Here is a 12,214-nt window from a genome sequence, read left to right on the forward strand (position 1 = left end):
CATTCTATGTAGACAGGTCCCACACCTGTACGGCCGTTCCGGCCTCGATCTGTGTGACGTCCTCGGGGATCTCCAACAGGCAGTTGGCCGATGCCAGCCAGCGCAGGTGGTGGGAGGCCGGCGGCCCGTAGCTGACCACGTGATCGTCCTCGAGCACCCCACGGCGGAACTGGCGCTTTCCGGCCGGTGAGGTCAGCGGCTCAGTGAGCGTCGCAGGCCGTCTCGGCCGGTCCGGCACCGGCAGTCCCATGGCGGCGCGCAGCGGTGCGCGCAGGAACACCTCGAAGGACACCAGTGCGCTGACGGGATTGCCGGGCAGGGTGATGATGGGGGTTCCGTCGACCCGGCCGGCACCCTGCGGCATTCCGGGCTGCATCGCCACCTTGACGAATTCGACCTCTCCGCCCAATGAATCTTTGACCACCTCGTAGGCACCGGCGCTCACACCGCCGGTGGTGATGATCAGATCCGCCTGCCCCCGGTGACGGTCCAGGGCGGCGCGGAACTCGGCGACGTCGTCACCACACATCGGGGCGGCCACCACCTCGCCGCCGGCGTCGCGGACCGCCGCGGCGAGCATCACGGCATTGGATTCGTAGATCTGGCCCGGCTGTAGCGGCGTGCCGGGTGCGACGAGTTCGGTGCCCGTCGACATCACCAGCACCCGCTGGCGCGGATGGACCGTCAACTCGGCGATGCCCAGGGCGGCCACCAGACCCAGTGCGGCCGGGGTGACGACCTGGCCCGCGCGCAACACCGTCGTCCCGGCCGTGACGTCCTCGCCGGCGCGCCGGATGTGCTGGCCGGGCCGGGCGTCCGCGGAGATGGTCACGGTTTCGGTGCCGCCATCGGTGCGTTCCACCGGGACGACGGCAGTGGCGCCCGCCGGCAGCATCGCACCGGTCATGATCCGGTGCGCGGTACCCGGGGCGAGTGTCAGCGCATCGGTGCGCCCGGCCGGAATATCTTCGGCGACAGGAAGTTTCACCGGTGTTTCGGGACCCGCGCCGGCAACGTCAGCGGCCAGCACGGCGTAGCCGTCCATGGCCGAGTTGTCGAAACCCGGCAACGAGAGCGGGGCGATGACGTCGGCCGCCAGCACCAGTCCCTCGGCGGACGTCAACGCCACGGTGATCGCCGGACGCGCGGTGATCAGGCCCGCGACGACGCGCTGATGTTCCTCGACGGTGCGCACAGCTACACCGGGTAGGTGACGCCGGTGAGTTCCTCCGACACCGTCCACAGCCGGGTCTGCAGCTCCCGGTCGCGGGACGTGGCGTTGGACTGCACCAGCTTCGGGTAACCGCGCACTTCGCGGAAGCCGTCCGGGCCGTAGTACTGCCCGCCGGTGACCGCCGGATCGGTCGCGGCGCGCAGCGTCGCCAGGGCACCCTTCTGCGCGCTGTTCACCACCAGGTCGGCCACCAGGCCGAGGCCGGGCAGGCCGGAACCGGGGAGGTGGCGGATCAACTCGGTGTTCGAGACGCCGGGATGGGCGGCCACGGCGATGGTCGGTTCGCCCTGGGCGGCCAGGCGGCGTTGCAGTTCGTAGCTGAACAGCAGATTGGACAGCTTGGACGCGCCGTAGGAGCCGGAGCGGTCGTAGCGGCGGTGTTCCCACTGCAGGTCGTCGAAGTCGAGCTTGGCCGCGGTGTGCGCGATGCTGGCCACGGTCACCACGCGGGAGCCTTCGACCGGCAGCAGGTTGTTCAGCAGCAGTCCGGTGAACGCGAAGTGGCCCAGGTGATTGGTGCCGAACTGCAGCTCGAACCCGTCGGCCGTGGTGCTCTTGGGCGGGTACATCACGCCGGCGTTGTTGACCAGCAGATCGATCCGCGGGTACTGCGCGGCCAGTTCGCCGGCCGCCGTGCGCACCGAGTCCAGCGAGCCCAGATCCAGTTCGTGCACCTGCACGCTGGCCTTCGGCGCGGCCTTGGTGATGCGGCCGGCCGCGGCCGTGCCCTTGGTGGTGTCCCGGACGGCCACGACGACGTGCGCGCCGTGTTCGGCCAGGGCGCGGGCGGTTTCGAAACCCAGCCCGGTATTGGCGCCGGTGACGATCGCGATGCGGCCGGTCTGGTCCGGGATGTCGGCCTCGGTCCATCTACTCATGGTTCCGAACATACGTGGCCCGGTTTCGCGGCGTCGCGGCCGCGCGCGTAGCAACCTGGACCCCATGCACAAGTTGCTCGCCGCCGTGATGACCGTCCTGCTGCTGCTGCCGGGCTGCTCGACCCGGCACGACACCGACGCCGCGCCGCAGGATCCGCTGCCGTCCTGGAACGACACGGCGGCCCGACGCAGCATCGTCGATTTCGTACAGCGGGTGACCACGCCCGGCGGCCCGGACTTCGTTCCCGACGTCGACCGAATCGCCGCTTTCGACAACGACGGCACCCTGTGGCCCGAGGCGCCGGTCCCATTCCAGGTCGCATTCGCGCTCGATGAAGTAACGGAACGGGCCCGGACCGATCCACAGCTGGCGGCCGATCCGATGGTGCAGGCCGCGACGAACGGGGACTTCGCCCAGCTGCTGGCCGGGGACCGGGATGCCGGCCTGATGCACGTCCTCGGGCTGACCCACACCGGTATGACCACCGACCAGTTCGACAAGCAGGTCGGTGACTGGCTGGCGACCGCCGAGCACCCCAGGTTCGGCCGGCCGTACGACCAGCTGACCTACCAGCCGCAGCAGGAGCTATTGAAGTACTTGCGCGCCAACGGGTTTCGCACATACATCGTGTCCGGCGGAGGTGCGGACTTCATGCGGGTGTTCTCCGATCGGGTGTACGGCATCCCGCCCGAGCAGGTCGTGGGCTCGACGGCCACGGTGCGCTTCGAGATGCGCGACGGCAAGCCGGTCCTGATCAAGACCGCCGACTACGTTTTCGTCGACGACAAGGCCGGAAAGCCCGCGGGCATCCACGAGTTCATCGCTCGGCGCCCGATCCTGGCGGTCGGCAACAGCGACGGCGACCAGGCGATGCTGGAGTACACGACGATCGCCAACCCACGCCCCAGCCTGGGTGTTCTGATCCACCACACCGACGCGGAGCGCGAATACGCCTACGACGCCAACCCACCTGCATCGGGCCAGCTGGTGACGGCGCTGCAGGAAGCTCCGACGGCGGGCTGGACCGTGGTCGACATGAAGAACGATTGGAACACCGTCTTCGCAACGCCCTGAGCCCGCGCTTCGAGTTGCACGCACCGCAACTGCGTTTACTGTCGCACCATGGCGGTAGGTGGCGTCCTCTTCGACATCGACGGGGTACTGGTGACCTCGTGGATGCCGATCGAGGGCGCCGCCGCGACGTTGCGAACGTTGGCCGAGCACCAGATCGCCCGGTCGTATCTGACCAACACCACCACCCGCACCCGGGGGCAGATCGCGCAGCTGCTGACCGACGCGGGCATGGCGGTGGCGCCGGACGAGGTGATCACCGCGGCCGTCCTGACCGCCGACTTCGTCCGGGACCGGTATCCGGATGCGCGCTGTTTCCTGGTCAACAGCGGCGACATCGCCGCCGACATGCCCGGGCTCGACATCGTCTCCTCCGTCGACACCCACGGCGGGCCCACCCCGGACGTCCCCGATGTCGTCATCCTCGGCGGCGCCGGCCCGGAGTACGACCATGTGACCCTGAGCTGGGTGTACGACTGGATGGCCCAGGGGGTGCCGGTGGTGGCCATGCACCGCAGCACGGCGTGGACCACCACCGACGGTCTGCGCATCGACACCGGGATGTACCTGCTGGGGATGGAGGCGGTGTCCGGTCGGCAGGCCACCGCCGTCGGCAAGCCGGCCCCGGCCGGTTTCCTGGCGTCGGCGGTGCGCCTGGGGGTCGAACCGGACGAGATGTACATGGTGGGCGACGATCTCAACAACGATGTCATCGCCGGCCAGGTGGTCGGGATGACCGGCGTGTTGGTGCGCACCGGCAAGTTCCGGCAGGACACGTTGGATCGTTGGGCCGCAGACGAATTCGCGATGCAGCCCAATCACGTCATCGACTCGATCGCCGACCTCCCGGAGTTGCTGGGCCTGTAGGGTCAGGCCATGACGACGACACAGCTGACACTGCTTGTCGTCGTCGGCGTTCTGTTGCTGGCGGCCATCGTTGCGTTGGCCGTGTTGCTGATCGTGGCCCGCCGGCACCTGCGCGACGTCCGCGGTGAGCTCGAATCGCTGCGTGAGCAGCAGGGCCGGCGCCGCCGGCGGCTCGGTGTCGCGCCGCTGGCGATCCGGACGGTATGGCAGACGGCCGACTCGCTGCTGAACAAGGGCTTCGGGGCCACGGTGCGCAACTCGATCGAGGACCTCGCCGGCTGGGCGCGGGTGGAGCGGCCGGATCTGGCCCGGCTGACCGCTGACGGCGACGTGGTGATCGCGTTCTCCGACATCGAGGGCTCCACCCAGCTCAACGAGGAACTGGGCGACCGGGAATGGGTCAAGGTTCTCGAGCGCCACACCAAGCTGGTCGACGATCTGGTCACCGCGCACGGCGGGCACGTGGTCAAGCACCAGGGCGACGGATTCATGATCGCGTTCGCCGACGCGGGCCGAGCGGTGTTGTGCTGCATCGGAATTCAGCAAGGACTCGACGACGGAGGCGGCCGGCGGCCGCCCATCCGGGTGCGCATCGGCATGCACCTGGGCAGCTCGGTGCGCCGCGGCGACGACCTGTTCGGCCGCAACGTCGCCATCGCCGCGCGCGTCGCCGACCAGGCCGCCGGCGGGGAGATCCTGATCACCGAACCGGTGCGCCGGGCCGTCCGGGACGTCCCCGGGATCGAGCTCGGAACTGCCCGCGAGGTCGACCTCAAGGGTGTGCGGGACAGTCCCGATCTGTACCCGGTGTTGATGCCGGTCGATGCCTGATGGGTGGATGATCACTGCATGCTGACCGTGCCCGCGTTCGTCTGGCGAGGGGGCTTTTTCTACCGGGCGGTGCTGACGGGCGGGGCCGTCGGTGTCGCCCTCGGAGCACTGTCCTGGCTGGACTCCGGTTTCTGGCTCTCGGGCCTAGGCGTGCTGGTGATCCTCGGGGTCCTCATGGGCATCGTGACGGCGCGCCGGATGGATCGGCTCTGGCCGGAGGCGGCGAACATCAGCGGCGCTGACCGGGTGGCCGTCGTGCGGGCGGCGCGCCGGGGCGAGCGCGTCGGCGACCCCCGGCTGGCGACGGCGGTCGCCACGTACCGTCGGGCGTTGCACGCCGCAGCCGACAGCGCGCGAATGATCCGCTGGCTGCTGGTGGTGGTGCTGATCGTCGCGCTCGCAACGGCGTTGTGGGACAGCGTATCCGGCTCCGTCAACAACACCGTCGCCTCCGTCATCTACCTGGTGCTGGCGTTGCTGGAGCTGTTCTGGTGGCCGCGATGGGTCCGCACGCTGCTGGTCAACGCCGACCGTTCCACCGCGATTTCGGTGCAATAGCCGTCGCTGACCGACGGGAAATGCACCGAAATCACTCAGAGTTCGCGGTGCAGCAGCCGGATCGCTTCGATGCGCTCGGCCAATTGGTCCCGCGTCGCCGCGGCCACCGGCGGACCGCCGCAGCGGCGTCTCAGCTCGTTGTGGATCCAGCCGTGCGGCTTTCCGGACTTGTGGTGTGTCGCCGACACCAGAGCGTTGAGCTCCCTGCGCAATTCGCGCAACTGCCCATGCGTCGACGGCGGCGGCACCTCGCCGGAGGCGGTGCGTCTCTGCAGCTGCTCGTCCTGCCGGCGTGAGAGCAGATCCCGCATCTGACCGGCATCCAGCAGCCCCGGGATGCCCAGGTAGTCGGCCTCCTCGTCGCTGCCGACCGCGGCAGCGGTGCCGAACGACGAGCCGTCGAAGATCACCTGATCCAGTTCGGCCTGTGCGCCGAGTGATTCGAAGCCGTTATCCAGCTCGCCGGGTTCGTCGCGGCGCTGCTCGCGCAGTTCCTCGTCGAGCGGGTCCTCCTCGGACACCCGATGCGGTTTGCCCAGCACGTGGTTGCGCTGCTCCTCGAGCTCGCTGGCCAGCTGCAGTAGGTTGGGCACCGAGGGCAGGAAGATGCTGGCCGTCTCGCCGGGCCGGCGGGACCGCACGAACCGGCCGATCGCCTGCGCGAAGAACAGCGGGGTGGACGCGCTGGTGGCGTACACACCGACCGCCAGCCGCGGCACGTCGACACCCTCGGAGACCATGCGCACCGCGACCAGCCACCGCGAGGACGCCACCGAGAATTCCGAAATCCGTTGTGAGGAACCGGGATCGTCGGACAGCACCACGGTCGGTGCCTCACCGGCGATTTCCCGGAGCAACTCGGCGTAGGCCCGCGCCGCCGTCTGATCGGAGGCGATGATCATGCCGCCGGCATCGGGTACGTGCTCGCGCAACTGCCGCAGGCGGGTGTCGGCCGCGGCGATCACCGCGGGCATCCACTCGCCGGCTGGATTCAAGACGGTGCGCCAGGCCCGAGCGGTCTGCTCGGCGCTCAGCGGTTCGCCCAGCCGTGCTTCGTGTTCCTCGCCGGCGCTATCGCGCCAGCGGGCCTCGCCGGAGTACGCCATGAACACCACGGGCCGCACGACGCCGTCGGCCAGCGCCTCGGCGTAGCCGTAGGTGTGGTCGGCCTGTGATCGCTGGAAGCCGGCGGCGTCGGTTTCGTAGGTGACGAACGGGATCGGGCTGTCGTCGGACCGGAACGGCGTCCCCGTCAGCGCCAGGCGCCGGGTGGCGTCGTCGAATGCCTCCCGGATCGCCTCGCCCCAGCTCTTGGCATCGCCGCCATGGTGGATCTCGTCGAAGATCACCAGCGTCCGGCGGTTCTCGGTGCGCACCCGGTGCCGTGTCGGGTGGCTGGCCACCTGGGCGTAGGTGACGACGACGCCGTGATATTCCGAGGAGGTCTGGGCGTTGGAGTTGGAGAACTTGGGGTCCAGCGCGATGCCGGCCCGGGCGGCCGCCTGCGCCCACTGAATCTTGAGGTGCTCGGTGGGTACCACAACGGTGACCTGTTCGACGGCGTTCTCGGCCAGCAGTTCGGCGGCGATGCGCAGGGCGAAGGTGGTCTTGCCGGATCCCGGAGTGGCGACCGCGAGGAAATCCCGTGGCTTGGCGGCCAGGTATTTCACCAGCGCCCGCCGCTGCCAGCCCCGCAAAGCCTGGGTGCTGGGCGCTGCGTCAGCCCGCACCCTGTGACTCCTCCCGGCCTCGGGCCGTCTTTGCGCGGCGTGGCCGGAAAGGACTCTACGTGAACGGATTCCGGGAACGCATTTCGTCGCGGCGTGTCTTGCGTGGACCGGTTCCGTGTTGCGGCCGGCTCCCAGGAAGCGGCCAGCGAACGCGGCTAATCTTCATCCGTGGCGACGCGCCGGATGTTTCTCACCGCCCTGGCCGGCGCCACTGCCGCAAGTGCTCTGGGGGCGCCTCGGGCGTTCGCCGGTCCGCTGGTGGACCCGGCCCAGGCCGCCCAGCGCTACGCCGGACGCGCGCCCACTCGGTGGGGCATGTCGATGCCAGGTGTTGTGTCGACGTTCCCGGCCGATGGCCGCCAGCTCGCGTTGACCCTCGACGCGTGTGACGGCGCGTGCGACGACGCCCTCCTGGCCACGCTGCGGCGCTACCGGGTGCCCGCGGTCCTGTTCGTCTGCTCGAAGTGGATCGACGCGAACCCGGGCCGGGTCGAACGGCTGGCGGCCTCGCCGCTCCTCGAGATCGGTAACCACGGGACGCGCCACGTGCCGTTGTCGGTGACCGGGCGGCGCGCCTACGGCATCACGGGCACGCGGTCGGCGGCCGATGTGGTGGCCGAGGTCTGGACCAATCAGCAGCGTCTTGTCGGGCTGACTGGGCGGGCGCCCGTCTGGTTCCGGGCCGCCACCGCCCACTACGACGACGTTGCGGTGCAGATCGTGCGCGGCCTCGGCCTGACGCCGCTGGGTTTCACCGTCAACGCCGACAACGGGGCGACGGCGCCGCCGGCCGCGGTCCGATCCGCGACCGGCCGGGCCCTGCCCGGATCGGTGGTGATCGCGCACCTGAATCACCCGCGTTCGGGCACCGCGGCGGGCCTCGGTGCCGCGATCCCCGCCATGCTCGACGGCGGTTGGGAGTTCGTGCTCCCGCCCCCGCCCGGGGCTGTGGCCCGGCACTGATTGCATCCCAATCTGGGATCACGCTGATACGATCGACATATGAGCACGCAGATCGCCGTCAGACTCTCCGATTCTCTGGTGGTGGCGCTCGATCGGGTGGTCGCCTGCGGTCGTGCGCGTAGTCGGGCGTCCCTCGTCGAGGCCGCCCTCGAGCGGGAACTGCGGCGACTGGCGGCCGAGGCCGACGCCGAGACTCTGCGTGGCGTCGGCCCGGGGGACGATCTCGACGCCGTGGTCCGATGGACCGCTGCCAACGCCAGCGTTGATGAATGAGTCCGCGCCCCATCTGCCTTGCCAAGCTCGACAAGACCCGGCCCGTCGTGGTCCTGACCCGCGCACTCGCGCGTCCGGCGATGACGAAGGTCACGGTCGCACCGATCACGTCGACCGTGAAGGGGTTGAGTAGCGAAGTGCCCGTCGGGCCCGAGAACGGACTCGATGCGTCAGGTGCGATCTCGCTGGACAACGTCGTCACCATTCCGGCGGCCAACCTCGGTAAGACCGTTGGTCAGCTTTCCACCGCCCAGGAGCGACAGCTGGCGGTCGCTCTGGTGCTGGCGTTCGATCTGGATATTCCGCTCCGCACGGAATGAGCGCGGCTCGAAAGGCCATCGATTCCGACGAAGTCCGGACCAGGTGTCGAGGGCTGTGCGAGGCTCGACACACGCCCACCGGGTCGAGTTTCCTGCGACACCGCGGGCGCTCGGGGAGGGCAGTGGGATGAATGGTTGGTACCGGCGACTGATCCCAGCGATCATCGCGATCTGCTTGCTGCTGGGCACCGGAACGGTTGCACACGCGGTCAGCGACGAGGAAGCGGTGCTGATCCCCGGAGCAATGCCCTTCAAGTACATCAACCCGTTCTATCTGCCGAACAAGCTCTGGCTCTATCCGAATATCGGCATCAATTTTCGTGGCGAAGACGACGCGCAGGTCATCGACTATTCGCAGAACCCGCTGGCCTCGAACTGGGCCATTCGTCAAGGGGTCGAGCGGGCGACCGCCGCTGTTCGCGCGATCGACGGAAAAGTGGTGGTGATCGGCGAGTCGATGGGGAGCATGGTCGCCGCCAGAGTTGCCGCGGAGCTGGCGGACAGCTCTCATCCTCCGTCGGTCGACGACGTCCGGGTCATCTTGATGGCCCCGCCGGAAGCAGGTGCCGCGAGGTACTTCACAGTGGGCACCTACATACCGATCCTCAACTACCGGGTCAGCCGCATTCCAGAGTCCCCGTACCCCACGACCATCGTGATCGGCGAGTACGACTTCTGGTCCGATCCCCCCGATCGTCCGTGGAATCTGGTGTCGCTGCTCAACGCGGCGCTGGGCGCCGCGCTCTTCGTGCACGGCCAGACGTCGCTGGCCGATCCGGCCGACGTCCCCCCCGAGAACATCACCGTTGCAAAGAATTCGCGGGGTGCATTGGTGACCACCTACTTCGTGCCGACCAAGAATCTTCCGCTGACGCAGCTGCTTCGTCTGGTCGTGCCCGGTCCACTCGTCGACGTCCTCGACGGGGTGCTTCGCCCGGTCGTCGATGCCGGATATCACCGTCACGACGCGCCGGGCGACCCTCGTCCGTACCTGTCCGACGGGCGGCTTCACTGGCCCGCTCAGGAGCAGCAGGCGGTAACACCGACCGACGCCGTCGCCCCCGAACCGGTCCCGACCAGCGTTGCGGTGTCCACATCCGACGGCCAGCCAACCGCTGTGACGCGGAATGGCGTCGACACGTCAGCTGTCGCTGCGCCGCCGCCATCCGGGGTCGACGCGACGCAGTTGGACGGGGTCGAAGCCGCAGTTCAGGACGGTCGCAAGGATGCCGTCCATCCGGCAATGGGTGAGTCCGAAGCCGTCGAGCCGGAGTCAGAGTCAGTGGAGTCGCCGGTGGCGACCGAGAAGAGCTCGCTGGACCCGGCGCACGATGAGACCGGTTCTGCTTCGATCACCCAGCAGGGCGCCCCGCCTGACAACACGGCGACGACCGGCGACTCATCACCCACGCCGGCGGCACCCGGTGATTCGGCCACAGCACGCCAAGGGGCATCGCTGTCAGCGTAAGGCCCGGCCGAGCCTTGCACTCGCCATGGCAGAGTGCTAAAAATGCTGTTGGCACTCTCGACTCGTGAGTGCTAGGTCGGAGCGGTGAGACCGGGCAGCACAGGCCGGTCGTCCGTCGCGGGCACTGACCCGACCACAGCTTCGATGGAGCGACTCATCTAGCGGTCGCTCTTGACGTGCACAAAACCTATTCCGGAGGAAACACTTCGCAATGGCCAAGACAATTGCGTATGACGAAGAGGCCCGTCGCGGCCTCGAGCGGGGCCTGAACAGCCTCGCCGACGCGGTCAAGGTGACGCTGGGCCCCAAGGGTCGCAACGTCGTCCTGGAGAAGAAGTGGGGCGCCCCCACGATCACCAACGATGGTGTGTCCATCGCCAAGGAGATCGAGCTGGAGGATCCCTACGAGAAGATCGGCGCCGAGCTGGTCAAGGAAGTTGCCAAGAAGACCGACGATGTCGCCGGCGACGGAACCACCACCGCCACCGTCCTCGCTCAGGCCCTGGTTCGCGAAGGTCTGCGCAACGTCGCGGCCGGCGCCAACCCGCTCGGCCTGAAGCGCGGCATCGAGAAGGCCGTGGAAGCGATCACGGGAAGTCTCCTTGCATCCGCCAAGGAGGTCGAGACCAAGGAGCAGATCGCTGCCACCGCCGGTATCTCCGCGGGCGACCAGACCATCGGTGACCTGATCGCCGAGGCCATGGACAAGGTCGGCAACGAGGGTGTCATCACCGTCGAGGAGTCCAACACCTTCGGCCTGCAGCTCGAGCTCACCGAGGGCATGCGGTTCGACAAGGGCTACATCTCGGGCTACTTCGTGACCGACGCCGAGCGGCAGGAAGCCGTCCTGGAGGATCCCTACATCCTGCTGGTCAGCTCGAAGATCTCGACCGTCAAGGATCTGCTGCCGCTGCTGGAGAAGGTCATCCAGGCCGGCAAGCCGCTGCTGATCATCGCCGAGGACGTCGAGGGCGAGGCCCTGTCGACCCTGGTGGTCAACAAGATCCGCGGCACCTTCAAGTCCGTCGCCGTCAAGGCCCCGGGCTTCGGTGACCGTCGCAAGGCGATGCTGCAGGACATGGCCATCCTCACCGGTGGTCAGGTCATCAGCGAGGAGGTGGGCCTCTCCCTGGAGACCGCCGACGTCTCCCTGCTGGGCCAGGCCCGCAAGGTCGTCGTCACCAAGGACGAGACCACCATCGTCGAGGGCGCCGGTGACTCGGAGGCCATCGCCGGCCGGGTCGCCCAGATCCGCAGCGAGATCGAGAACAGCGACTCCGACTACGACCGCGAGAAGCTGCAGGAGCGCCTGGCCAAGCTGGCCGGCGGTGTTGCGGTGATCAAGGCCGGTGCTGCCACCGAGGTGGAGCTCAAGGAGCGCAAGCACCGCATCGAGGATGCCGTGCGCAACGCCAAGGCCGCCGTCGAGGAGGGCATCGTCGCCGGTGGCGGCGTAGCCCTGCTGCAGTCGGCTCCGGCGCTCGAGGAGCTGAAGCTCGAGGGTGACGAGGCCACCGGTGCCAACATCGTGCGCGTCGCGCTGTCGGCTCCGCTGAAGCAGATCGCCTTCAACGCGGGCCTCGAGCCCGGCGTCGTCGCCGAGAAGGTCACCAACTCCGCTTCCGGGACCGGCCTGAACGCCGCCACCGGTGAGTACGAGGACCTGCTCAAGGCCGGCGTTGCCGACCCGGTCAAGGTCACCCGCTCGGCGCTGCAGAACGCGGCGTCCATCGCGGCGCTGTTCCTGACGACCGAGGCCGTTGTCGCTGACAAGCCGGAGAAGGCCGCCGCTCCCGTCGGCGACCCGACCGGTGGCATGGGTGGCATGGACTTCTAGAAGTCGCCTACGGAAGAGCCCGGTGTGCATTGCACGCCGGGCTTTTCTTTCTTCGCCGAGCGTGGGCCATATGGATGTCCAGAGGTGGATTTCCGTACGCAGGGCCCACACTCGGCGAGGTGTGCGGCCGGTTCACAGTCGAATGTTCGTCCACAGCAACCACGTTCGGTGATCAGCATGGGC

Annotated in this window: 12 protein-coding genes; 9 read left to right on the forward strand and 3 right to left on the reverse strand. The window is 68.5% G+C overall.

Going from position 1 to position 12,214, the window contains the following annotated elements:
* Positions 1 to 4: 4 nt before the first annotated feature.
* A complete protein-coding gene (moeA, locus tag U0R18_RS12090; protein WP_526368587.1) occupies positions 5 to 1,195 on the reverse strand; it encodes a molybdopterin molybdotransferase MoeA in 1,191 nt (396 codons plus the stop codon).
* A gap of 2 nt (positions 1,196 to 1,197) precedes the next feature.
* Entirely contained in the window at positions 1,198 to 2,112 is a 915-nt protein-coding gene (locus U0R18_RS12095) for an SDR family oxidoreductase (protein WP_526368589.1), read from the reverse strand.
* A 64-nt stretch (positions 2,113 to 2,176) separates the two neighbouring features.
* Between U0R18_RS12095 and U0R18_RS12100 the strand changes: the two genes are divergently transcribed.
* The 4 genes from U0R18_RS12100 to U0R18_RS12115 are packed head-to-tail and all read left to right on the forward strand — an operon-like array spanning position 2,177 to position 5,440.
* The gene (locus U0R18_RS12100; protein WP_526368591.1) at positions 2,177 to 3,187 is read left to right on the forward strand and encodes an HAD family hydrolase; all 1,011 of its coding nucleotides are present in this window, start codon (positions 2,177 to 2,179) and stop codon (positions 3,185 to 3,187) included.
* Between the two features lie 48 nt (positions 3,188 to 3,235).
* Positions 3,236 to 4,051, forward strand: coding sequence for an HAD-IIA family hydrolase (locus tag U0R18_RS12105; protein WP_526368593.1), 816 nt, complete (start codon positions 3,236 to 3,238; stop codon positions 4,049 to 4,051).
* 9 nt (positions 4,052 to 4,060) lie between these two features.
* Positions 4,061 to 4,882, forward strand: a complete 822-nt coding sequence (locus tag U0R18_RS12110; protein ID WP_526368595.1) for an adenylate/guanylate cyclase domain-containing protein — start codon at positions 4,061 to 4,063, stop codon at positions 4,880 to 4,882.
* Between the two features lie 18 nt (positions 4,883 to 4,900).
* Positions 4,901 to 5,440, forward strand: a complete 540-nt coding sequence (locus U0R18_RS12115; RefSeq protein WP_526368597.1) for a hypothetical protein — start codon at positions 4,901 to 4,903, stop codon at positions 5,438 to 5,440.
* 35 nt (positions 5,441 to 5,475) lie between these two features.
* Here the strand turns inward: U0R18_RS12115 and U0R18_RS12120 are convergent, their stop codons facing one another.
* A complete protein-coding gene (locus tag U0R18_RS12120; RefSeq protein ID WP_526368599.1) occupies positions 5,476 to 7,170 on the reverse strand; it encodes a DEAD/DEAH box helicase in 1,695 nt (564 codons plus the stop codon).
* A gap of 168 nt (positions 7,171 to 7,338) precedes the next feature.
* Here U0R18_RS12120 and U0R18_RS12125 point away from each other — a divergent pair, with 168 nt between their 5' ends.
* The 5 genes from U0R18_RS12125 (at position 7,339) to groL (ending at position 12,031) form a co-directional block, all read left to right on the forward strand.
* Positions 7,339 to 8,133 (forward strand): polysaccharide deacetylase family protein, encoded by a 795-nt coding sequence (locus tag U0R18_RS12125; protein WP_526368601.1) that lies wholly within the window; start codon positions 7,339 to 7,341, stop codon positions 8,131 to 8,133.
* Between the two features lie 39 nt (positions 8,134 to 8,172).
* A complete protein-coding gene (locus tag U0R18_RS12130) occupies positions 8,173 to 8,406 on the forward strand; it encodes a hypothetical protein (RefSeq protein WP_526368603.1) in 234 nt (77 codons plus the stop codon).
* On the forward strand, positions 8,403 to 8,726 hold the full coding sequence (locus U0R18_RS12135) for a type II toxin-antitoxin system PemK/MazF family toxin (RefSeq protein ID WP_526368605.1): 324 nt from the start codon (positions 8,403 to 8,405) through the stop codon (positions 8,724 to 8,726). The genes U0R18_RS12130 and U0R18_RS12135 overlap by 4 nt, the downstream gene beginning before the upstream one ends.
* Before the next feature lie 175 nt (positions 8,727 to 8,901).
* Positions 8,902 to 10,194, forward strand: a complete 1,293-nt coding sequence (locus tag U0R18_RS12140; protein ID WP_526368607.1) for a PE-PPE domain-containing protein — start codon at positions 8,902 to 8,904, stop codon at positions 10,192 to 10,194.
* A 211-nt stretch (positions 10,195 to 10,405) separates the two neighbouring features.
* Positions 10,406 to 12,031, forward strand: coding sequence for a chaperonin GroEL (gene groL, locus U0R18_RS12145; protein WP_526368609.1), 1,626 nt, complete (start codon positions 10,406 to 10,408; stop codon positions 12,029 to 12,031).
* Positions 12,032 to 12,214: the final 183 nt, after the last annotated feature.

The organism is Mycobacterium sp. (assembly GCF_046330795.1).
Taxonomy (GTDB): Bacteria; Actinomycetota; Actinomycetes; order Mycobacteriales; family Mycobacteriaceae; genus Mycobacterium.

Excerpts from the sequence above, each read along its gene's own strand:
- U0R18_RS12095 (WP_526368589.1), bottom strand. The coding sequence starts at position 2,112 with ATGAGTAGATGGACCGAGGCCGACATCCCGGACCAGACCGGCCGCATC.
- U0R18_RS12100 (WP_526368591.1), top strand. The coding sequence starts at position 2,177 with ATGCACAAGTTGCTCGCCGCCGTGATGACCGTCCTGCTGCTGCTGCCG.
- U0R18_RS12105 (WP_526368593.1), top strand. The coding sequence starts at position 3,236 with ATGGCGGTAGGTGGCGTCCTCTTCGACATCGACGGGGTACTGGTGACC.
- U0R18_RS12110 (WP_526368595.1), top strand. The coding sequence starts at position 4,061 with ATGACGACGACACAGCTGACACTGCTTGTCGTCGTCGGCGTTCTGTTG.
- U0R18_RS12115 (WP_526368597.1), top strand. The coding sequence starts at position 4,901 with ATGCTGACCGTGCCCGCGTTCGTCTGGCGAGGGGGCTTTTTCTACCGG.
- U0R18_RS12130 (WP_526368603.1), top strand. The coding sequence starts at position 8,173 with ATGAGCACGCAGATCGCCGTCAGACTCTCCGATTCTCTGGTGGTGGCG.
- U0R18_RS12135 (WP_526368605.1), top strand. The coding sequence starts at position 8,403 with ATGAGTCCGCGCCCCATCTGCCTTGCCAAGCTCGACAAGACCCGGCCC.
- groL (WP_526368609.1), top strand. The coding sequence starts at position 10,406 with ATGGCCAAGACAATTGCGTATGACGAAGAGGCCCGTCGCGGCCTCGAG.